We start from the raw sequence: 21,024 nt of genomic DNA on the forward strand, positions 1-21,024 counted from the left end.
GTTGGAAACGACCACTTACCGCCCCGACGGAATCCTGGTTCCCGCAGCGAACTATTCCCCTGCCGTGCGCAGGGGAGGCATTGTCGCCGTCTCCGGCCAGATCGCGTTCGCCCCCGGCAGCTATGGCCCGGGTGGCGCACCCGGTATCCAGGAACAGGCGCGGCTGGTCTTCGACAACGTTCGGCGACTGCTCGAGGCAGCGGGGTCCTCGTTCTCAGAGGTCATCGTGGTCCGGGTGTTTCTCACCCGCGAGCAGGATTTTGCGGCAATGAACGCTGTCTTCAACGAGACGTTCACCGAGCCGTACCCGGCCCGTACCACGGCGTGGGGACATCTGCCGGGTGGACTGCTGATCGAGGCGGACGCGCTGGCCGTGTCCGGCGGCTAGAGCCGCTCCAACCGGGCAAGCGTGTCCGTGATAACCGCGTCCGAGGCGGCGAAGGAGAGTCGAACATGTCCTTCGCCGCCTAGGCCGAACGCGTGGCCAGGGGTCACCACCACACCGGTGGCCTCCAGGAGCCAACCGGCGAAGCCATCGGAGGTCGGATTCGCCGATCCGGTGATGTTGGGGAACAGGTAGAACGCGCCCTCGGGGTCGGCGCACGTGACCCCGGGCAGTCGCCGCACTGCGTTCAACAGGGCCTCGCGCCGTCTGTCATAAGCCGCGACCATCTGCTGGACGCAGGCCTGTGGCCCGGTCAGGGCCGCGAGACCAGCCAGCTGGGTGAACGAGGCGGCGCAACCGACGGTGTGCTCCTGCACCTTGATCATTTCGCCGATCACGGCGGCGGGCCCGGCCGCGTAGCCGAGACGCCAGCCGGTCATGGCATATCCCTTCGAGAAGCCGTTGATCGTGACCGTCCGTTCCTCGCACCCCGGCCGGCTGGCAAGGCTCAGGTGGGGCCGGTCGACGTAGCGGATCTGCTCGTAGATCTCGTCCGTGATGAGAACCAGGTCGTGCTCGACGGCTACCCGGGCGACGGCAGCCGCTTCGGCCGGCGTCAGAAGCCGGCCGGTCGGATTGTTAGGGGTGTTGATCAGGATTGCCCTGGTCCGGCCCGTCACCTTGTCTTCCAGCCGGTCGGCGGTGAGCGTGAAATCATCTTCAGGCTGCAACGGGACCGATACTGCCCGCGCGCCGAACAGCTGCACCATGGGCGCGTAGCTCACCCAACTGGGAGTCGGCACCAGGACCTCATCGCCTGCGTCCAGCACAGTGGCCAGGGTGATGTAGAGCGCGTGCTTGGCGGAAGGGGTGACGATGATACCGCGCTCAGGATCGGCATGCACGCCATTACAGTCGCGTAGCTTGACGCTGATTGCCTCGCGCAGCGCGGGCAGTCCGCGGCTCGGCGTGTAGTGCGTAGCGCCGGACCGCAGGGCTGCTTCGGCTGCCTCGATGATGTGCGGGGGAGTGGTGAAGTCCGGCTCTCCGCCGCTGAGGTTGACGACCGAGATGCCCTGAGCCTTCAGCCGGTTGACCTCGTCCAGCAACGCGACCGTGGCCGAGCGCCCGACCTGCGTGATCCGGTCGGCGACGTAGCGAGTCATGCCGGCAGCGCCTTGTCGACGCAGGTCACGGTGGCCGTGCGGTCGAGCAGGGTGAGCGCGGCCTCCTGCAGATCCTGATCCTCGGTGGCGGTGGCGTCTTCGAGCACCTCTACGGCGAAGCCCCGGTCATGCGCGTCGCGCGCCGTCGAGAGAACCACCAGGTCGGTGGCCACGCCAGCGAGGAGCAAGGTGTCGATGCCGCGTTCACGCAGTAGCAGGTCCAGTGGCGTCGCGTAGAAGGGGCTGATCCGGCGCTTGTAGACGATGTCCTCACCGGGTTCAGGGGTGAGAAGCGCGTGCACCTGGGTTCCCCAGCTTCCCGCGGCGAACCTGTGTTGGGGATCGGCCGGCCCGAACAGCGTCGACCGCGAGGGCCAGTCCTCATAGTGCTGGCTGAACGCCAGGACTACGAAGATGACCGGCACATCGGCCGCCCGGGCCCGCTCGATAGCGACGGCGGCGCGTGCCAGTGTCGCGCGACTCGTGGCGTGAGCGAGGCAGACATGGGAGTACTGGCCGTCCGGATGCACCAGTTCATTGATTAGATCCAGTACGAGCAACGCCCGCCGAGCCATAGTTCCTCCGTAGGTTTTACAGTGCTCCGCGGCGCGCGGTCGCGGAGTCGTTGGGCCACGATGTCGACCGGATGCCACGGCACGCTGACCAGGATCAGCGGGCGCCAGACAGTTGGGCTGGTGGCTGGCGGGTGTCTGGCCGCAGGATGCGGAGGATGTCGGCGGCAACCGCATCGGCGTCCTGCATGAAGTCGCTCCAGCTCGACGGTCCGGTCGCCACCACCTGGGTGAACCACCTGGTGTGCTCGCTCGGGATCCCCAGCACGTAGAGGCCGGTATCCGGATGGCCGTCCGCGCCGACCGGATGAAAGGGTGACGTGGTGACGGCTACTCCGCCGGTGACGAACTCGCCGGAGGCGCCGCGGTTGACGAAAGCGCTCCAGATACCCCGCTCGCGCAGCCGACGTGCCAGAGGCGACAGGTCGTGACCGAGGTCGGGCGCCGGAATGCGGGCGTCGATGACCGTTTCCACGGCTACGGCCGAGTCTCTGATCACCGGCGAGCTCACCACGAACCGGTCCTGCTCGAGGTCAGCGGTGAAGCTGGCCTGGGGCCCGGCCATCATCAGCACGCCGGCCTCGATCAACGCCGCAACATGACGGAGCCGTACGAGTGGCGGCCCGGCAGCTAGGAACGAGCTGCGCGGTGCGTACCAGTCCAGCAGGTCGAGCCTGTGGGAACGCGGCGACAGGCCACCGAAGTCGACCAACTCCCGGATGATCCAACGGAAGCTGCGCAGCATGTCCAGAGCGGCCTTGACAGGGGAATCGATGTTGCCGCGCTCGGCCTCTCGCAGATCGGCGCCGATGGCCGCCAGCAGGGTCTCGTGGAAGGATTGTCTGCTGTCGAAAGTCCGGTCGCGGAACGGAAGCGAGAGGGAGTCGAAATCAATCCCGGGCACGTCCGCCAAGCCGAACTCCGCGGCCACCTCGTCAAGCGCCGACACCGACTGCCCGCCGACGGCTCGCGCACGCTCGGTGAAGCTGTCGGCGACCTGCTTGCCGCCGCGCTCCCGCAGCGTGGCCACGTAGAAGACGAGATTGACCTCGGCCATCAGCCGGGGCAGGACGTCGTTGCGGAAGTCCAACTCCCGCTCCCGCGCACCGAACCGCACCCAATGCGGTGTGAAGTACAGCGGCTGGTAGGTCTGGACCGACGCCTTCTGATTGCGTCCTCGCGCAGGTTGCGGCATGCCGCTGCGCGAGCCTGCGAAGAGCGTCGGCTCATCGCCACTGGGCAGGTAACGGATGCCGTTCGGCATCTCGAGAAAGGCACCTCCTCGCCCGAGGGTCAGACAGGCCAGGACGTCGTAGAACGTCACTCCCATGCCCAGAATCCCCACCTTGCTGGCGGCAGGTATGTCGCTCAGCGGCATGTCCGCCGCTGAGTCACCGGCGATGTACAACAACTTCGGACGGCTAGCCGCGAAGGTGGCGAGCTCGCGGAGTGGGCCGGTCAGCGCGGGCTTGGAGTGACCGGTGGTCAGGACCGCACGGTCCACCGTCAGGGTGCGCCCATCGGCGAAACGCAGGTGGTAGCCCTCGGCGCCCTGCTCGAGATCCTCGAGTCGGCTGGTGAGACGGTGCAGTGTTACGTGAGACGGGAGCGCGGTCGCTATGGAGTCCAGCGTCGACATGAGGTAGCGCCCGTACACCGCCCGTGGCGCGTAGTCGTTCGCCCGGTCGATACCGGACTTCGCAGTCCACCACTGGGCGAAGGAGGGCCCTGCCGAGGGCCGAGCCGGGCCTTCGTCCGGTCGTCCTGAATACGCGGTGATCTCACCGGCCACGGTGTTCATCAGCAGCCATTCCGGCTGGTCGGTACGCCATACCCGGCCGCAACCGACCTGCACCGAATCGATGAGGAAGATATCGATCAGTTGCCGTCCCGGCAGGTCAGCGCACTCGGCTCCGCCGGGCTGATCGGCGATCAGCCTGGCGGCAAGCCGCTCCAGCACACTGAGCCCACGTGGTCCGCTGCCGACGATGGCGATGCTCCGTCGGCGAAGGCCCGCGGTCGGCGCAGCCGCCTCCGGCGGACAGGGGTCGTATCTCGTCACAGTCGACCTCTCACACGGTGTCCGTTTGTCACAAAGTCGGTGGGCCGTCAGCGTGCGCGTCTGTGCTAAGCCGGGTTGTGCTTGGACCTCGGGAAATCTCGAGAACCAGGTTCGCCACTTGCGCACCGGGCTTGCCGAGTCCGACCCGATAGCGCTGAACGATCTCGCTCTCCCGATTGATCGAGAGGCGGGGACCGCCGATGCCCATCCTCAATCGCTGGATCTCGGTCGCCAGGTCTTTGCGTCGTTGCAGCAGACCGATGACGTCCCGGTCGATTTCATCGATCAGGTCACGTCGTGTGCATATGCTGACGTTCGCGTCAGCTTTGGTCGTAGACATCGTTTCGGAATGTTCGGCCGATGCGTCAGGCGCAGTCGCGGTGGCCTGCGGAAGTAGCGGCCCGTCCTCGACGCCCTCTGGTTCTGTAGTCATGGTGTGCTCCCGCTCGTTCTCGTGCGATCGCGTGAGTGCGCTATCAGCCAAAGCGAAGTATGTGTCTTGAAGCATGGTCACCTTCGACGCACAGCGCATCGGCCGATGAAGGAAACGATTAATGTGCGGACTCAACCCCCAACCATTTCCGGCACTTCCGAATGAGCGTTTCCACCAAAGGAGGAGACGCTGCCTGCGGAGTGGTGGTGCTGACTCCGGGTTGCCCGGTGCGCTGCTGCCGACGCGCCCGGCTACCAGTGCTTGCGTGTCCTTGCGTTCTACGTGCCAAATTTACCAAATTTAATCTCTGAGAGGCACGCTCCATGTGCCGATTTGCCAGCTGTACCTACTGTTGTGTACACATGGTCGATGGACTCACGTCACCGACTGATTGAGAGCACTCAGGCACTGCTGTGGGATCGGGGGTACACGGGGGTGAGCCCGAAGGTGATCCAAGACCTCGCAGGTGTAGGTCAGGGAAGCATGTATCATCACTTCGCGGGTAAATCGGACCTTGCTCATACTGCTCTCGTGCAGACCGCCAACGACCTACGAGCACAAGCGCAGCGAAAACTTGACGGACCGGGTCGCGTGCTTGAGCGCATCAGTTGCTACCTGTTGCAGCACGACGAAGTGTTGCGTGGTTGTCCACTGGGCAGGTTGGTCTTCGACCCCGGTGTTTCCGCAGACGCGTGCATGCGGCAAACCGTGAAGGAGTTGTTCACATGGCAGCACGACGCGCTGGTTATCCTCCTGAAAGAGGGTATAGCAGCGGGCGAGTTCATCGATGAGCTCAATCCTGAGGACGCCGCGATCACCATTTCCGCCGTTCTCCAGGGAGCGTACGTATTGGCGAGGGCCAGCAGTGAGGTTGAAGCTTTTGACCGTGCGATTAACGGCCTGCTCACCATGTTGAGAACCTATACGCGTGTTTGTACGTAGCCATCTGGCAAGATTTGATGTTCAACGGTGAACAAGCCTCGAGTCTGCCAAGCGCTGCGCTACTTGAGATAGAGGTATAAATGCCCGCCGAAACCGTTCCACTCAGTCGGTTCGCGCCGCTTACTCTCCATGAGCCGGACGTGCGGATCCTGCTGATCGACCACGATCCGATATCACGTCATGTCCTTGGCGGCGTGCTCGAACACGCCGACCGACTGTGCCTCGTCGCCAGCGTTGACAGCCGCCAGTCCCCCAGCCTTTGGCAGCGCTACGAGTTCGACGTCGTGCTGTTGTGCGTCGGTCCGGATGAGGACCTGCACCCTACGATCGGCCCGCTGGTGGGGCGCGGCTCGCAGGTCCTGCTGCTCGGCACGCAGTGGAACCGGAGCCGTCTTGACGCGGCGTTTGCGTTGGGGGCCAGCGGGTGCCTGGTCAAAGTTCCGCATCTGACCAACCTGGCGTCGGCAGCCCGGGCGGTCTCAGCCGGCCATTGCGTCTTATCACCAGAACTGCTTCAGCTCTATGTCGTTCCTGCGGCCAACATGCACGACGAGCGCAGGTCCGCAGGAGAGGCGCGGGCCATCGCGCAACCCCCGTTGGCGATGCTGACCAGCCGGGAACGAGAAGTGCTCCGGATGCTCGCCGACGGTTGCTCCACCAAGGAGGCGGCTTGCCTGCTCCACGTGTCGCCCTCGACGATAAAAAGCCACATCTCGCACGCCCTGACCAAGCTTGGTGCCCGAAATCGGCTGGAAGCCGTGTTGCTACTGAGGGATGATGTGCGACCACCAGCGTACAAAGCTGATCCGTCGCTACAGGTACCGATGGTGCCCCCGGCAGGGTTCGAACCTGCGACATCCCGCTTAGAAGGCGGGAGCTCTATCCGCTGAGCTACGAGGGCGCTGGAGCAATGCTAGCGACGATCACTGTCGGATGCGCCGTGACCGGCCTCCTCGTTCGGCAGTGCCTCGAGCGCGAGCAGCGGCCCGCTATCCCCAGCTCGGGCCACCGTCCACAGTTCGGTCCGTGAGCCCCTGAGCCCGCCCGCGGCGCGATGTAGTGGACACAACCCGCACCGGGCCCCGGGCAACCGGATACGAGAAGGAGATCGCATGTACGGAACCAACATCACGATCGTCGGCAACGTGGTCGACGAGGTCGTGAACAAGCCTACCCAGTCGGGACTGTCCCGCGCCTCGTTCCGGGTGGCGAGCACCCAGCGCCGCAAGGACCGCGAAACCGGTCAGTGGGTTGACGGCCACAAGTTCTTCGTCAACGTCACCTTCTGGCGCGAGTTCGCCGAGAACGTCGCGGCCTCGCTCAAGAAGGGCGACCCGGTCGTCGTCAACGGCAAGATCTACTCCCGCCAGTACGTCAAGGACGAGAACAGTCACATCGCGTACGAGATCGAGCCGGAGTCCATCGGCCACGACCTCGCCCGCGGGACGTCGGTATTCAAGAAGCGCAAGTCCGGGTTCTCCGGATCGGTCGAGCTGGACGCCGACGGCCTGCCGATGCGCCTGGAGGACGAGGGCTACCAGCTGCTGGCGGACGGCGAGCCCGACTTCGCCAACGCCGACCAGTTCAGCAATGCCGATCCATTCAGCAACGCCGGCCCCCTCGGCGACCGGGAGCTGATGCCCACCGGCTGATCCCGTCCTCTGATCCCGTCCTCTGATCCGGCCGGCGCGGCAGTCCTGCCAACATCGCCAGCCCGCCGGAAGAAGCGAGGTGGTGCGGGCTGGCCCAGTCCCGACGGGACCGGGCCAGCCCGCAGGCGGGCGCCAGTTAACGTCGCGGCGAGGTCGGCTCAGTCGCGAGGAAGGCCCGGAGAGCCTCCACCACCAGGGCATGATCATCGGCCTGCGCCAGGCCGGAAACGGTCACGCTACCAACCACTCCTACGTTCCGGACCCGGACCGGAAAGCTCCCACCGTGGGCGGCGAAGAGCGCGGGGTCGACGCCGTACGCCTGGTCCAGTGCGTCCCCCTTCGCGGTGAGCCGCCGTCCGACCAGATAGGACGATGCCGAGAACCGCTCGACGACCCGGACCTTGCGTTCGATCCACGAATCGTTCTCAGGCGTCGTGCCGGACAGGGCGGCGTGAAACAGCTGCTGCCCGTAGCGGCGGATATCGATGGTGATCGGCAGTTCGCGCGAACGTCCCAGTTCCACCAGGCTGACACCGAGTCGCCAGGCGTCCTCATTCGTGAAGCGGTCGAAGCACAATTCGAGCTCGTGTTGCTCGAGTTCGGTGATAAGGCTGGCAAGCTGCTGTCCTGAATCGGTCACCCGTCCAACCTAACGTCGGTCGTCCACTACTAATCACGCACGGCCGAGGTCAGGCGCTGGCACAATGACCGGCCATGAAACCATAGGAGGTGCGGGGCGCCAACCTGATCATCACGCTCGCGCCGCAGACCATCGGCATGCAGTCCACCGGCACCGAGTACTTCAAGCTGGCACTGGCGATCAAGAGCATCCTGACCGTCGTCAACCTGCAGTTCTACAACTCGGGCAGCATGCTCGGCTGCGACGGCAACGTGTACTCGCAGGGAACGGTCAACTTCCTCACCGCACTGGCGTGCATCGAGCTGCAGGGCGGCCTCGCGCCCAGCCAGGTCGGGCTTGGCCTGCCCGCCAACGCCAGCGGCGCGGGCGGCGGCGCGGTGGCCCCGTCCGTCGTCAACGCGGCACTGGACCGGGATGCTGGCGCCAGCTACAACTTCGTCAACACCGTCTCACCGCATCTGAGCACGCTCCCGTAGGGCCGCTCACCACGATTCTCACTGCCAGCCCTCCGCCTGCCAGCCCTTTGCCGACACTGTTCAGTGGGGGGCTGGCAGCGTCAGCGTCGGAGAACTGGGACACTGGAGGCGAACACCGACTCCGGCACGACCCGATGGCAGCAAGGACCCAGACGTGGCTCAGTACATCTACTCCATGAACAAGGTGCGTAAGGCGCACGGTGACAAGGTCATCCTCGATGACGTGACGCTGGCCTTCCTGCCCGGCGCCAAGATCGGCGTCGTCGGCCCGAACGGCGCCGGCAAGTCCACCGTGCTCAAGATCATGGCGGGGCTGGACCAGGCCTCCAACGGCGACGCCGTGCTGGCACCCGGCGCGTCGGTCGGGCTGCTGCAGCAGGAGCCGCCGCTGGACGAGACGAAGACCGTCCGCGAGAACGTCGAGGACGCGGTGGCCGAGATGCGTGGCTACCTGGCCCGGTTCGAAGAGGTGTCGGCGGCAATGGCAGATCCCGATGCCGACTTCGACACGCTGCTCACCGAGCAGGGTGACCTCATGGAGAAGATCGAGCACGGCGAGGGCTGGGAGCTGGACTCCAAGATCGAGCAGGCGATGGACGCGCTGCGCTGCCCGCCCGGCGATGAGCCGGTAACCCACCTGTCCGGTGGTGAGCGTCGCCGCGTCGCGCTGTGCAAGCTGCTGCTGGAGCAGCCTGACCTGCTGCTGCTGGACGAACCCACCAACCACCTCGACGCCGAGAGTGTGCTGTGGCTCGAGCAGCATCTGGCCAAGTACCCCGGCACCATCCTGGCCGTGACCCACGACCGGTACTTCCTCGACAACGTCGCCGAGTGGATCCTCGAGATCGACCGCGGCCGCACCCACCCTTACGAGGGCAACTACTCCACCTACCTGGAGAAGAAGGCCGAGCGCCTGAAGATCGAGGGCAAGAAGGACCAGAAGCTGCAGCGGCGCCTCACCGAAGAGCTCGAGTGGGTGCGCCAGAACGCCAAGGGCCGGCAGGCCAAATCCAAGGCGCGGCTGCAGCGCTATGAAGAGATGGCGGCTGAGGCCGAGAAGACTCGCAAACTCGACTTCGACGAGATCCAAATTCCACCGGGTCCGCGGCTGGGCAATGTGGTGGTCGAGGTCAGCCACCTCGACAAGGGCTTCGACGGCCGGGTGCTGGTCAAGGACCTGTCCTTCTCGCTGCCGCGTGGTGGCATCGTCGGCGTGATCGGGCCGAACGGCGTCGGCAAGACCACGCTGTTCAAGACCATCGTCAACCTGGAGCAGCCAGACTCCGGCGAGGTTAGGGTCGGCGAGACCGTCAAGATCAGCTACGTCGACCAGAACCGCGGCGGTATCGACCCGAAGAAGAACGTCTGGCAGGTCGTCTCGGACGGCTTGGACTACATCAAGGTCGGCCAGGTAGAGATGCCCAGCCGCGCCTACGTGTCGGCGTTCGGCTTCAAGGGCCCGGACCAGCAGAAGCCCGCCGGGGTGCTCTCCGGTGGTGAGCGGAACCGGCTCAACCTCGCCCTCACTCTGAAAGAGGGCGGCAACCTGCTGCTGCTGGACGAGCCCACCAACGACCTGGACGTCGAGACGCTCGGCTCGCTGGAGAACGCGCTGCTGGAGTTTCCTGGCTGCGCCGTGGTCATCAGCCACGATCGCTGGTTCCTCGACCGGGTTTCGACCCACATCCTGGCGTGGGAGGGCGACGACACCAACTCGGCGCACTGGTACTGGTTCGAGGGCAACTTCGAGTCCTATGAGAAGAACAAGGTCGAGCGGATGGGCGCGGACGCGGCTCGCCCGCACGCTGTCACGTACCGCAAGCTGACCCGCGACTAGCGCGAACGCCGGCGAAGAGGACTTCGATGGCTCGTTTCATCGCTCGGTGCGCGATGCGGTGGTCGGATATGGACGCCTACGGCCACGTCAACAACACCGCCTACCTCGCCTACCTCGAGCAGGCCCGGGTGTCGATGTTCTTCGACCGCTACGACTCGTCCTTCTCGCGTGGCACCGTGGTGTCCCATCACGAGATCACCTACCTCCGTCCGGTCGTGTATCACCCGGAGCCCCTGCGCCTGGAGCTGTGGGTGGATCGGATCAGGGGCGCGTCCTTCAACGTGCTGTACGACGTGTTCGACGGTGACACCTTGGCGGCCCAGGCCCGGACGACGCTGGTGACCTTCGACTTCGACACCGACCGGCCACGGCGACTGACCACCGAGGAGCGGGCCATTCTCGACGAGTACACGGACAGGTCTGCCGAGAGCGCCGGCGACACGGCCGACGCGGCTGCCACCCGGCAGAGCGCGGGTTAAAGCGATGACGACCTCCCTTCTCGACGGCGCGCAGCTGCGGGACTTCACCCCGCTGGCCGAGCGGGCGGTATCCGTCGACGCGGCGTCGCTGATCCGGTTCCGGCGTGGTCCGGCAACGGTGGCTGGTTACGTCCGGCTGCCCTACGACGTCCTTGCCGGTCGTACGCTCGCGCTCCAGTCGCTCGGCGATGGATCCTTCGATGTCACGGTGTCGGCGGCGGACTTCCTGCGGTGGGTCGACGATCCCGCCGTGGTGCCGGTGGCCAAGGACGCGCACTGGCTCAGCGCTCTACCGCCCCGGGCGGGCTGGCAACGGGTGGAGCTGGTGCCCGATTCGGTGATCCGCGACCTCATCCGGTCGGGGGCCTCGCTTGCTCCCGATGCTGCCAGCCGGCGGGGCCAGGAGGCGTTGCTCGCTTCGGTCGTGCTCACCGCGACCGCGCCCGGTCAGCGAGTGGAGGTGCCGCTCGGGCCGTTCAGCGCGCTCACCCGGATGGGATTCCTGCCGCGGGACGCCCAGGCCGCCGTGGACGTCGCGCCGGGCTGGATCAGGGTCGCGACCACGCTCGGCTCGACATTCGTCAGCACCGGCAACGCACTGGGCATGCTCAGCCTCTGAACGACGGCAGTACGGCGCTTCAGGGAAGAACGTTTACCGGTACGCCGTGATCGGCGACCGTGGCCACCCGCACCGGCTCGAAGGTGCCCGGGTCGCCCGACCCCACGCTCACCGCGACGGTGAGCTGAGCACCCTGATGCTCCTCGGACGACACGTGCTCCATCGACACCTGCGCGAGCGGGACGCGGCCGGCCGCGGCGCTCAGGATGTCGTGCACCCGGTCTTGCTCGTCCGGCGGCCAGTACTGCGCGGTGACGGAGTTCCACACCACCGTCAGCACCCGGTGGCCGGCGTCCTCGGACAGCCGGGCGTCCAGCCACTCGCTCGCGGTGGAGCGGTCCACCGTCACCGGATGGTGCGCGGCGACCTGCAGGGCAGCCTTCAGCCGCTCGTGCCGTTCCAGGTCGTCCGGCCACACGAACGAGGTCAACGTGAGGCGTCCCTCTTCGGTTGTCGGGTCGACGGGCGCGAGATCACATCCCCGCCGCGACACGATCGTGTAGTCGACCGGCTGCACCGCCCCGATCACCGCGCGCTCCAGGCGCAGCGGTGAGTCGGCCGGTCCACTCGCCCACCCGGTCGGGGTGTCGCGGCCGATGCGGAAGTGATCGACCAGCAGGTTCAGCCCCGCGCTCGCGCCGGGCTCCAGCAATCGGATGCGGTCGAGCCCGGAACGCCGCACGGCGTCGAAGATGCCGACCAGCAGCGCCGTCGCGCGCCCGACCTCGTTGGTCTGCGGCACCACCTGCAGGGCGTCGCGAAGCTCCTGGACGTGCTCGGCCAGGACGGTGCGAAACGCCGGCCACGAGTTCCGGTAGTCCGCCGACCCGCCCAGGTTCGGGTAGTAGCTGCCGAGTTCGCGGGCTCGGCGGGTGAGCACCAGCCGCTGCAGCCTGGCGAGCAGGCGCAGCTGGACCAGGGACTCCGCCGGCGCGGCCTCCCAGTCCCGGCAGATCTCGCGCACCACGCCGCCGGACTCCCAGTCGTCGGCCAGGTGAGTGAGCAGGAACCGGTAGAGCCCCCGCATCTGCTGGGCATGGTCACGAAACTGGACGGCCAGCGTCGGGGTGCTCACGTTTTCCACGCTAAGCCAACGGGGCGGATCTCAGAATCTCAGACAGAAAGCGGTCGAGCTCAGACGCGTAGCCACACGGTGGTGTTGGGGGGCAGCGTGTCGCCCTCGATCGGCGAGGAGGACAGCAGGATCTCACCCGGCGGCAAGTCAACGGGTGTGTCACCGGCATTGAGCGCGACGACCAGGTTCGGGCCGCGGCGGTAGGCCAGGCAGCCGGCCGGTGCCTGCTGCCAGTGGAACGAGGAGCCGTGCAGCTCGGCGAGGCCGCGCCGCAACCCCAGCGCCTCGCGGAACAGCGACAGGGTCGAGTTGGCGTCGTCCAGTTCGTGCTCGACGGTGAAGAATTCCCATTCCGCGGGCATCGGCAGCCACGAGTCCTGGGACGAGCCGAAGCCGAACGGCGGGGTGACACCCTCCCATGGCAGCGGCACCCGCTCGCCGTCCCGGCCGCGCTCGGTGTGCCCGCTGCGCTCCCACGTCGGGTCCTGCAGCACCTCGTCCGGCAGGTCGACGTTCTCCAGGCCCAGCTCGTCGCCGTTGTAAAGGTAGGCGGTGCCGGGCAGTGACAGCATCACGAGGGCGGCAGCCCTACCGCGGGCCTTGCCGAGCTCGCCGCCGCCGTAGCGGGTGGTGTGGCGGACGACGTCGTGATTGGACAGCACCCAGGTGCAGGGCGCGCCGACCTCGGCCATGGCGGTCAGCGAGTCGTCGATGGCGCCCTGGAAGTCCTTGGCCGACCACTCCGCCAGGACCAGTCGGAAGTTGAATGTCAGGTGCAGCTCGTCCGGACGGACATAGAGCGCGAGCCGCTTGTCGTCGGGTACCCACGCCTCGCCGACCGCCATCCGGTTGGGGTAGGTGTCCAACACTCGGCGGAACATCCGCAGGTGCTCGTGTACGCCGTCCTGGTCGAAGCGGAGGTCGGGGTCCAGTTGGGTGTTGGGGCCGTTGTAGTGCGACAGATCCATGTCCGGGAGCCCGGCGGGCTTGGCCATCGAGTGCGCGACGTCGATGCGGAACCCGTCGACGCCACGGTCCATCCAGAACCGCAGGATGCGCTCGAACTCGGCGGAGATCTCGGAGTTGTCCCAGTTCAGGTCGGGCTGCTCGGGGGCGAACAGGTGGAGGTACCACTGGCCATCGGGTACCCGGTTCCACGCCGACCCGCCGAACATCGCGGGCCAGTTGTTCGGAGGTTCCGAGCCGTCCGGGCTCTTGCCGTCGCGGAAGATGAACCGGGCTCGTTCGGGGGAACCAGGAGCGGCCGCAAGTGCCTGCTGGAACCACACGTGCTGGTCGGAGAAGTGGTTGGGCACGATGTCGACGGTGACCTTGATGCCGCGGGCGTGCGCATCGGTGACCAGCGCGTCGAAGTCCCGCAGCGTGCCGAACATCGGATCGACATCGGTCGGGTCGGCGACGTCGTAGCCGCCGTCGGCCATCGGCGACGTGTAGAACGGGCTCAGCCAGATGGCGTCGATGCCGAGCAACTTCAGGTAGTCCAGCCGATTCCGGACGCCGATCAGATCGCCCATTCCGTCGCCGTTTCCGTCCGCGAAGCTCTTGGGATAGATCTGGTAGAACACGGCGCTGCGCCACCAGTTCGCGCCGCTGAGGGCCGCCGCGCCCTCGTGCTGGTCGAAGCCGGTGTCCTCGTCGAACGGGTTGTCACCGAAGCCCGCCTCCCAGTCCGAGGGCTGGTTCGGGGTGCTGCTGGGCTGGTCGGACACGCGTTCCTCCGGAGTGGGTTGGCTGCGGCACGGGTCTTCTGTAAGCCCTTGCAGCGTCATTCTTTATCGATTAAGAGAAGGCAGTCAAGCTGGCGTTCCCGGTGCGCGGCGCCGGTTGCTCGACGTCAGGCCATGCTGTTGCGCATGGAGTCGGCCGCCATCGTGAGGTAGTTCCAGATCCGGTCGTGGATGTCGGCCGGCAGGTCCAGCGAGTCCAGCGCCGACCGCATGTGGCGCAGCCAGGCGTCCCGCTCGGCGACCCCGATGACGAAGGGCGCGTGCCGCATCCGCAGCCGGGGATGCCCCCGGCTCTCGGAGTAGGTGCTCGGGCCACCCCAGTACTGGATCAGGAACAGGGTCAGCCGCTCTGCCGCGGGTGCGAGATCTTCTTCGGGATAGAGCGGTCGCAGGATCGGGTCCGCCGCGACACCCTCGTAGAACCGTTCTACCAGCAGCCGGAAGGTCTCGCTGCCACCCGCCTTCTCGAAGAACTCGGAACTGACCATGCCTCCATTGTGACGGGTGCGCTACCGGTGCTCGGCCGGGCGCTCTGGAGGGCGGCCAAAAATACGTGATGCGCGAACCGCTTTCGTCAGGTTCACTGGACCCCACACTCGGAGGTGAGGCCGGTGCCGGGGACGCTCGTGCTCAATGCGTCGTACGAACCGCTGTGCGTCGTGCCGATGCGCCGCGCCGTCGTGCTGATCCTGTCCGAGAAAGCCTATGTGGTGGAGTCCGGACAGGGCTTCCTGCACTCGGCGCACACGTCCGTCCCCATTCCGCACGTGGTGCGCCTTGCCCGCTACGTCCGGGTGCCCTATCGGCGGCAAGTGCCGCTGACTAGGCGGGCGGTGCTGGCGCGGGACGCTCACCGCTGCGCGTACTGCGCGGTCCGGGCAGACACCATCGACCACGTCCTGCCGCGCTCGCGCGGTGGCCGCAATGAGTGGACGAACGTCGTCGCGGCCTGCGCCCGCTGCAATCATCGCAAGGGCGACAAGCTGCTGGTCGAGCTCGGCTGGAGCCTGCAGCACGCTCCGGTGCAGCCGTCGGCCAATGTGGCGCTGGTGCTCGGCTGGGCGGTGCGCGACCCGTCCTGGGAGCGGTATCTCGGCTACGGCACCGAAGTGCTGGACCTGACGGCCACCGCCTGAGCCGTGCGTCCGGGCTGAGTCGGGTTACTGAGGGGGCCTGACTGACAGCGCGGAGCGACTGTCAGGGCCGAGCGCTAGCCTGCGAGTCATGGCCGAATTGCACGATCTCAGCGCCCTCGACGCCGCTGCCGCGATCCGTCGACGAGAGGTGAGCCCATCCGAACTGGTCGGGCACTACCTGGACCGGATCGACCGCCTGGACGACCGGATCGGCTCTTTCGTGACCGTCACGGACGAGGCGGCCGGGGCTCAGGCCGCTCGGGCCGACGCCGCGGTGCTGGCCGGTGCGGATCTCGCACCGCTGCACGGAGTGCCGACCGCGATCAAGGATCTGAACCTCACCCAGGGTGTTCCGACGAAGTTCGGCTCGGCGCTGTTCCGGGACTTCGTGCCGCCCGTCGATGACCATGTGGTGACGCTGCTCCGCCGGGCCGGCACCATCTCGCTCGGCAAGACAGCCACCCCGGAATTCGGGCTGCCCTGCTACACCGAGACCGACATCGGGCCGCCGGCTCGCACGCCGTGGGACACCAGCCGGCTCGCCGGAGGATCGTCAGGAGGGGCGGCCGCGGCAGTCGCCTCGGGCTTCCTGCCCATCGCGCAGGGCTCCGACGGCGGTGGTTCGATCCGGATTCCGGCCAGCGTCACCGGCCTGTACGGCATCAAGCCGGCCCGGGGACGGATCTCGCGCGGCCCGCTGGACGCCGACTCGTCCAACCTGTCGGTGCTGGGGCCGCTGGCGCGGACGGTCCGGGACGCCGCGGCGTTTCTGGACGCGACCGCCGCCCCGCAGCCGGGCGATCCGCAGTGGGCGCCGCCGTTGCCGGCCGGCCAGACGTTTCTGGGGTGGTGCGATCGGACGCCGGAGCGATTGCGGATCGGGCGCTACCTGCAGCCACCCATCCCGGGCGCCGAGATCGATGCGCAGTGCCGGCTGGCCTGGGAGAACGCAAGCGCGTTACTGGAGAGCCTCGGGCACGAGGTGGTCGACATCGACCTGCCCATTCCGCCGAACGTGATCCCGGCGTTCGAGACGGTGTGGGCGGTGTCGGCGGCGAGTACGCCGGTAGACCCCCGCCAGGAGTCCCAGCTGAGGCCGTTGACCAGGCACCTGCGCCACCGGGGCTCCCAGGTGAGCGGGGCTCAATACTCCGCCGCCCTGGGGCTGCTGTCGATGATCAGCAGGCAGGCGATCGTGACCACCGCACAGTACGACGCGGTGCTGACGCCGACGCTGGCGTTGCCGCCCCGCCCGATCGGCTGGTTCTGCGGAACTGCGGACGCTCCGATCGACCCGGCCGAGGACTTCGAGCGTCAGAAGCGATTCACCCCGTACACGGCGGTGTACAACGCCAGCGGTCAGCCGGCCGCCAGCCTGCCGCTGCACTGGACGCCCGAGGGCCTTCCGGTCGGCGTGATGCTGGTCGGCCGTCCCGCCGGCGAGGCATCGCTGCTGGCACTGTCGGCCCAGCTAGAGGCCGCGTCGCCGTGGTCGGAGCGGCACCCGGCGATCTGGCATGACTAAGACCTTCGATAGCGTGGACAGACACGTAGGTGTGCGGTGCAGGACAGCTCTGCGCGGCTACGAGGCTGGCGGGACACGCCGTTATCGGTTGGAGGAATGCGTATGAGCATCGTTCAGACGGTGTTGATCTACATCGGGATACCGGTGGTGGCTTTCGCGCTCCTCGCAGTGGTGACCTTGGGTCCGGGGGCCAGTCGCGCGCCGCGCTACCGTCCCGGCTCCCCGTGGCAGTACAAGCCGGTCTGGTACCTGCCGCATCCCGAGCACAGCGGTCCGGTCTCCAGCCTCGAGGTCCGTACCAACGCTGCCGCGTCGAGTCGGCTGGCCCTGCAGGGCAGTGTGGCGGAGCCGGTCAAGGCCAGTGGAGGTGCCAGCGGTGAGTGGTAGCAGCAGCGTGAGTGGAGGCACCAGCATGAGCCGGCACAGCGCCACCGCGATCGGCCATGACGACACCGGGACAGATCCGGAGCCGGACGCGGGCTCGGTGGCGCCAGGGGCGCCGGCGAGGGGCACCCGCCCGCAGGACAAGAGTCACGACTTCACCGTGCCGCGGGCCCCGCTGGTCAGCCGCGACCGGCCCTTCCAGCAGACCCAGCTCAACCGGATCGACGAGGCGCTGACCCTGGCCTCTCGCGAGACCGGCCTGCTCTTCAGCGTGTACGTGGGCGAACTCGGCGCGGACCCGCGGACCACCGCCGAGGCGCTGTTCGGCAAGCTGGGCAGCAGGCACCCGGCCCCGGTCTTGGTTGCCCTTTCACCCGCGGAGCGAAAGCTCGAGATCGTCACCGGCGGCGAGTCGGCACGCCGCATTCCGAACCGCGCGGCCGGACTGGCCGCGCTGGCCATGCGCGGGTCGTTCAGCAACGGCGATCTTGCCGGCGGCATTGTCAGTGGCCTGCGCCAGCTTGCCGATGCTGCCGGCCGGAAGTGACTGACCCCGCGCTCATCCGATTCAAATTTGTTCGCCGAACGAAACACTTCCCGATAGGGTAGTGGGCGATGACTGCCAGCCTGCCTGATCGGTCCGCGCATGCGGAGGCCGTATCAGCACTCAAAGCCTCGTACGCCGCGATCCCGTCCGGGCGTCCGGTACGGCTGGCCAAGCGCACCTCGAACCTGTTCCGACCGCGCACGGCTGAGGCGGCAGCCGGTCTGGACGTGTCCGGCCTGGCCGGCGTGATCTCCGTAGATCCGGTCGCGCGCACCGCCGACGTCCAGGGGATGTGCACGTACGAGCGGCTTGTCGAGGCGACGCTGCGGCACGGCCTGATGCCGATGGTGGTGCCGCAGCTCAAGACCATCACGCTGGGCGGTGCGGTCACCGGCCTGGGCATCGAGTCCTCGTCGTTCCGTAACGGCCTGCCGCACGAGTCGGTGCTCGAGATGGACATCCTTACCGGCGCGGGGGAATTGCTGACGGTCAGCCGCAGCGAGCACCCCGACCTGTTCGCAGGCTTCCCCAATTCCTATGGCAGCCTCGGTTACGCCGTCCGGCTGCGTATCGCGCTCGACCCGGTGCAACCCTTCGTCGCGCTGCGGCACGTCAGGTTCGACGACCTGGACGGCCTGGCCGGCGCTATCGCCGACATCACGGCGGGGCGGTCCTGGGACGGCGAGCCGGTCGACTTCCTCGATGGCGTTATGTTCGCCGCGAACGAGGCGTACCTGAGCCTCGGGCGCTGGTGCAGCAGCCCGGCCGACGCGGGGGTGGACACCGCCAGCGACTACACCGGTCAGCGAATTTTCTATCGGTCCATCCGCGAGCTCTCCCGGGATTGCCTGCATGTCGGCGACTACATCTGGCGCTGGGATACCGACTGGTTCTGGTGCTCGGGTGCCTTCGGCGTGCAGAACCCGCTGGTGCGACGGGTGTGGCCCGCGCGTTACCGGCGCAGCGACTTCTATCACCGGCTGATCGGTCTGGACCACCGATTCCGGGTGGCCCAGAAGATCGATCGGGCCCGCAAGCTGCCCTCGCGCGAGCGGGTGGTGCAGGACGTCGAGATCCCGCTCGAGCGCACGGCCGACTTCCTGCGCTGGTTCGAGCGCAACGTCGGGATGTCACCGGTGTGGCTGTGCCCGCTCCGGCTGCGCCAGCCCGCGACCGGGCCTGCTGCAGCCAGCGGTACTGGCGCCGAGCAGGCTGACGGTGGTAGAGCTGAAAGCGAGTCGATGGGCGCCAAGCCATGGCCGCTGTACCCGCTCTCCCCGGGCCAGAGCTACGTCAACGTGGGATTCTGGGGAACGGTCCCGATCGCCGAGGGCAGGCAGGACGGCGATGTCAATCGCCTCATCGAGACAGCCGTCGCCGATCACGCCGGGCACAAGTCGCTGTACTCCGACGCCTACTACGACGAGGACACGTTCAACGCCGTCTACGGCGGGGCCGTGTACGCGGAACTCAAGGAAGAATACGATCCCGGTCATCGACTGACCGGCCTCTACGAGAAGGCGGTGGGGCGGCGATGAAAATTGCTGATGCTGTTCAGACACTGACGGTGGACGCGCCGCCGATCCGGTTCGAGGCTTACGACGGCAGCGCCTTCGGTGATGCGGGCGCGCCGTTCAGCCTGCGATTGGTGAGCGAACGCGGCTTGAGCTACTTGGCAACCGCGCCCGGTGACCTGGGGCTGGCGCGGGCGTACGTGGCCGGTGACCTCGACCTCGCCGGCGCCCATCCGGGTGACCCGTACGAGGCGCTGAAGGCGCTGGGTACTTGGCGGTTCCGGCGCCCCACCCCGCGCGAGGTCAGCGTGCTGGTGCGCGAGATCGGCTGGCGTCGGCTGATGCCACCGACACCACCGCCGCAGGAATCGCTGCCCCGCTGGCGGCGCAACCTCGAGGGCCTCCGGCACTCACGCAACCGCGACGCGGGCGCTATCGGCAAGCATTACGACGTCTCGAACCGGTTCTACGAGCTCGTTCTCGGCCCGTCGATGGCCTACACCTGCGCGGTGTTCCGGAAGCCGGACGCCAGCTTGGAAGAGGCCCAGGAGGAGAAGTTCGACCTGGTCGCCCGCAAGCTGGGTTTGGCGCCGGGCATGCGACTGCTCGACGTCGGGTGCGGCTGGGGCGGCATGGTGCGGCACGCGGCGAAGCACTACGGCGTGCAGGCGCTCGGCGTGACGCTGTCGGCCGAGCAGGCGAGCTGGGCGCGGGCCGCGGTCGAGCGTGACGGGCTGACGGGTCAGGTCGAGATCCTGCACAGGGATTACCGTGATTCTCCCGGGTCGAATTACGACGCCGTCAGCTCGATCGGCCTGCTGGAGCACGTCGGGGTGAAGAACTACCCGTCGTACTTCGGGTATCTGGCGGGCAAGCTGCGCGACGGTGGCCGGCTGCTCAACCACTGCATCACCCGCCCGGACAACCTCGCGAGGGCTCTGCCGGGTCAGTTCATCGACCGCTACGTGTTTCCCGACGGTGAGCTGACCGGCTCCGGTCGGATCATCACCGAGGCGCAGAACGCGGGCCTGGAGGTGCGCCACGAAGAGAACCTGCGTGAGCACTACGCGTTGACGCTGCGCGAGTGGAACGCCAACCTCGTCGCGAACTGGGACGCCTGTGTCGCGGAAGTGGGGGAGGCGACCGCGCGCGTGTGGGGCCTGTACATGGCGGGTTCCCGGCTTGGCTTCGAGACCAATGGGGTGCAGTTACACCAGGTGCTGGCGGTCAAGGTGCCCGAGTCCGGCGATGCCGGCTTTCCGCTGCGGCCCGACTGGCAGTCCTGAGCCAGCCGTTCGGCAGACTGTCGACACGACGACTTGGTGCCGGGAGTCCGGCCCATCGCTGGGCAGCACCGCAACGTGACGCCCCGCAGCTTTCAGGACGTGGTGTGCAGCCAAGTCGTGAGGGCCTGCAGACGTTCGGCGTTTCGCTTCTTGCCCATAGCCAACGGGTACCTGCCGACGTCGATGTTGTAGACAGTCCCATCCCATAGTAGCGCTTGCAATGATTGCTGGCCGAGCCTGGTGCCACCGCTCGTCCCGAGCCGGAACTCCTCGATCTCGGTCCGTGTGAGTACGCGGGTGCCGAGGTTGTTGCGAATGGCCAGTGTGCCGTCTGGTGCGGACGTGACGCCGAGCCTCAGCAGCCGGTAGCCGAGTCCCAGCCCGAATGCCATGAATACGAGGCCGATGGCGGCCGACGCTCCGTGCACGTGGATTATTGTGCTCCAGCCGACCATGGCGAGCCAGAAGATCAAGAAGGCAACAACGTAGACACGGATGAGGAGCGGCGGGCGGATCGTCACGTTGTTCGTGTCACTGGTCACAGCG

22 protein-coding genes, 1 tRNA gene and 3 pseudogenes are annotated in these 21,024 nt (G+C 67.1%); 15 read left to right on the forward strand and 11 right to left on the reverse strand.

Going from position 1 to position 21,024, the window contains the following annotated elements:
• Position 1: 1 nt before the first annotated feature.
• Positions 2–388: a RidA family protein gene (locus RM423_RS03430; RefSeq protein WP_311421590.1), complete on the forward strand. Its 387-nt coding sequence runs from the start codon at positions 2–4 to the stop codon at positions 386–388.
• Here RM423_RS03430 and RM423_RS03435 read toward each other — a convergent pair.
• The 4 genes from RM423_RS03435 to RM423_RS03450 form a co-directional block, all read right to left on the reverse strand.
• Positions 385–1,551 (reverse strand): pyridoxal phosphate-dependent aminotransferase, encoded by a 1,167-nt coding sequence (locus RM423_RS03435; RefSeq protein ID WP_311421591.1) that lies wholly within the window; start codon positions 1,549–1,551, stop codon positions 385–387. The genes RM423_RS03430 and RM423_RS03435 overlap by 4 nt on opposite strands.
• Positions 1,548–2,126 (reverse strand): cysteine hydrolase family protein, encoded by a 579-nt coding sequence (locus RM423_RS03440; protein ID WP_311421592.1) that lies wholly within the window; start codon positions 2,124–2,126, stop codon positions 1,548–1,550. Before RM423_RS03440 ends, RM423_RS03435 begins: the two co-directional genes overlap by 4 nt.
• 94 nt (positions 2,127–2,220) lie before the next feature.
• Positions 2,221–4,185 carry an FAD/NAD(P)-binding protein gene (locus RM423_RS03445; protein WP_311421593.1) on the reverse strand — a complete coding sequence of 655 codons (1,965 nt, stop codon included), beginning with the start codon at positions 4,183–4,185 and terminating at the stop codon, positions 2,221–2,223.
• Between the two features lie 28 nt (positions 4,186–4,213).
• Positions 4,214–4,693: a chorismate mutase gene (locus RM423_RS03450; RefSeq protein ID WP_311421594.1), complete on the reverse strand. Its 480-nt coding sequence runs from the start codon at positions 4,691–4,693 to the stop codon at positions 4,214–4,216.
• A 294-nt stretch (positions 4,694–4,987) separates the two neighbouring features.
• Here RM423_RS03450 and RM423_RS25385 point away from each other — a divergent pair.
• Together RM423_RS25385 and RM423_RS03455 are read left to right on the forward strand one after the other, a co-directional pair.
• Positions 4,988–5,128, forward strand: a pseudogene (locus tag RM423_RS25385) (TetR/AcrR family transcriptional regulator); the annotation flags it as partial.
• 21 nt (positions 5,129–5,149) lie between these two features.
• The gene (locus RM423_RS03455) at positions 5,150–5,560 is read left to right on the forward strand and encodes a TetR family transcriptional regulator C-terminal domain-containing protein (RefSeq protein ID WP_311421595.1); all 411 of its coding nucleotides are present in this window, start codon (positions 5,150–5,152) and stop codon (positions 5,558–5,560) included.
• Positions 5,561–5,733: 173 nt separating this feature from the next.
• Here the strand turns inward: RM423_RS03455 and RM423_RS03460 are convergent, their stop codons facing one another.
• A complete protein-coding gene (locus RM423_RS03460) occupies positions 5,734–6,006 on the reverse strand; it encodes a hypothetical protein (protein ID WP_311421596.1) in 273 nt (90 codons plus the stop codon).
• A gap of 156 nt (positions 6,007–6,162) precedes the next feature.
• Between RM423_RS03460 and RM423_RS25390 the strand changes: the two are divergent.
• Positions 6,163–6,315: pseudogene (locus RM423_RS25390) on the forward strand (response regulator transcription factor); the annotation flags it as partial.
• A 70-nt stretch (positions 6,316–6,385) separates the two neighbouring features.
• Here RM423_RS25390 and RM423_RS03465 read toward each other — a convergent pair.
• Positions 6,386–6,461 (reverse strand) — tRNA-Arg (locus RM423_RS03465).
• 211 nt (positions 6,462–6,672) lie between these two features.
• Between RM423_RS03465 and ssb the strand changes: the two genes are divergently transcribed.
• Positions 6,673–7,212: a single-stranded DNA-binding protein gene (ssb, locus tag RM423_RS03470; RefSeq protein WP_311421597.1), complete on the forward strand. Its 540-nt coding sequence runs from the start codon at positions 6,673–6,675 to the stop codon at positions 7,210–7,212.
• A gap of 136 nt (positions 7,213–7,348) precedes the next feature.
• Here the strand turns inward: ssb and RM423_RS03475 are convergent, their stop codons facing one another.
• A complete protein-coding gene (locus RM423_RS03475) occupies positions 7,349–7,852 on the reverse strand; it encodes a heme-degrading domain-containing protein (RefSeq protein ID WP_311421598.1) in 504 nt (167 codons plus the stop codon).
• Between the two features lie 95 nt (positions 7,853–7,947).
• Between RM423_RS03475 and RM423_RS03480 the strand changes: the two are divergent.
• The 4 genes and pseudogenes from RM423_RS03480 to RM423_RS03495 all read left to right on the forward strand — a co-directional run.
• Positions 7,948–8,328: pseudogene (locus RM423_RS03480) on the forward strand (hypothetical protein); the annotation flags it as partial.
• Between the two features lie 154 nt (positions 8,329–8,482).
• A complete protein-coding gene (gene ettA, locus RM423_RS03485; protein WP_311421600.1) occupies positions 8,483–10,165 on the forward strand; it encodes an energy-dependent translational throttle protein EttA in 1,683 nt (560 codons plus the stop codon).
• A 26-nt stretch (positions 10,166–10,191) separates the two neighbouring features.
• Positions 10,192–10,644 (forward strand): acyl-CoA thioesterase, encoded by a 453-nt coding sequence (locus tag RM423_RS03490; protein WP_311421601.1) that lies wholly within the window; start codon positions 10,192–10,194, stop codon positions 10,642–10,644.
• A gap of 4 nt (positions 10,645–10,648) precedes the next feature.
• Positions 10,649–11,263, forward strand: coding sequence for a hypothetical protein (locus RM423_RS03495; RefSeq protein WP_311421602.1), 615 nt, complete (start codon positions 10,649–10,651; stop codon positions 11,261–11,263).
• Between the two features lie 19 nt (positions 11,264–11,282).
• Here RM423_RS03495 and RM423_RS03500 read toward each other — a convergent pair whose 3' ends face one another.
• The 3 genes from RM423_RS03500 to RM423_RS03510 form a co-directional block, all read right to left on the reverse strand.
• Complete coding sequence (locus tag RM423_RS03500; RefSeq protein WP_311421603.1) at positions 11,283–12,338, reverse strand: DUF2332 domain-containing protein; 1,056 nt, start codon at positions 12,336–12,338, stop codon at positions 11,283–11,285.
• 59 nt (positions 12,339–12,397) lie between these two features.
• Positions 12,398–14,128, reverse strand: coding sequence for a glycoside hydrolase family 13 protein (locus tag RM423_RS03505; protein ID WP_396327577.1), 1,731 nt, complete (start codon positions 14,126–14,128; stop codon positions 12,398–12,400).
• A gap of 65 nt (positions 14,129–14,193) precedes the next feature.
• On the reverse strand, positions 14,194–14,574 hold the full coding sequence (locus RM423_RS03510) for a globin (protein ID WP_311421605.1): 381 nt from the start codon (positions 14,572–14,574) through the stop codon (positions 14,194–14,196).
• Positions 14,575–14,697: 123 nt separating this feature from the next.
• On the opposite strand from RM423_RS03510, the gene RM423_RS03515 reads away from it, so the two are divergent.
• The 6 genes from RM423_RS03515 to RM423_RS03540 all read left to right on the forward strand — a co-directional run bounded on the left by RM423_RS03515 (position 14,698) and on the right by RM423_RS03540 (position 20,478).
• Complete coding sequence (locus RM423_RS03515) at positions 14,698–15,222, forward strand: HNH endonuclease (RefSeq protein ID WP_311421606.1); 525 nt, start codon at positions 14,698–14,700, stop codon at positions 15,220–15,222.
• Positions 15,223–15,310: 88 nt separating this feature from the next.
• Positions 15,311–16,747 (forward strand): amidase, encoded by a 1,437-nt coding sequence (locus RM423_RS03520; RefSeq protein ID WP_311421607.1) that lies wholly within the window; start codon positions 15,311–15,313, stop codon positions 16,745–16,747.
• 102 nt (positions 16,748–16,849) lie between these two features.
• Positions 16,850–17,134 carry an aa3-type cytochrome oxidase subunit CtaJ gene (ctaJ, locus tag RM423_RS03525; protein ID WP_311421608.1) on the forward strand — a complete coding sequence of 95 codons (285 nt, stop codon included), beginning with the start codon at positions 16,850–16,852 and terminating at the stop codon, positions 17,132–17,134.
• A gap of 25 nt (positions 17,135–17,159) precedes the next feature.
• Positions 17,160–17,678, forward strand: a complete 519-nt coding sequence (locus RM423_RS03530; protein ID WP_311421609.1) for a DUF5130 family protein — start codon at positions 17,160–17,162, stop codon at positions 17,676–17,678.
• A 68-nt stretch (positions 17,679–17,746) separates the two neighbouring features.
• A complete protein-coding gene (locus RM423_RS03535; RefSeq protein ID WP_311421610.1) occupies positions 17,747–19,216 on the forward strand; it encodes an FAD-binding oxidoreductase in 1,470 nt (489 codons plus the stop codon).
• Entirely contained in the window at positions 19,213–20,478 is a 1,266-nt protein-coding gene (locus RM423_RS03540) for a class I SAM-dependent methyltransferase (RefSeq protein ID WP_311421611.1), read from the forward strand. Before RM423_RS03535 ends, RM423_RS03540 begins: the two co-directional genes overlap by 4 nt.
• 92 nt (positions 20,479–20,570) lie before the next feature.
• On the opposite strand, the gene RM423_RS03545 is transcribed toward RM423_RS03540, so the two are convergent.
• Complete coding sequence (locus RM423_RS03545) at positions 20,571–21,020, reverse strand: hypothetical protein (RefSeq protein WP_311421612.1); 450 nt, start codon at positions 21,018–21,020, stop codon at positions 20,571–20,573.
• Positions 21,021–21,024: the final 4 nt, after the last annotated feature.

The organism is Jatrophihabitans lederbergiae (assembly GCF_031845305.1).
Lineage (GTDB): Bacteria > Actinomycetota > Actinomycetes > Mycobacteriales > Jatrophihabitantaceae > Jatrophihabitans_A > Jatrophihabitans_A lederbergiae.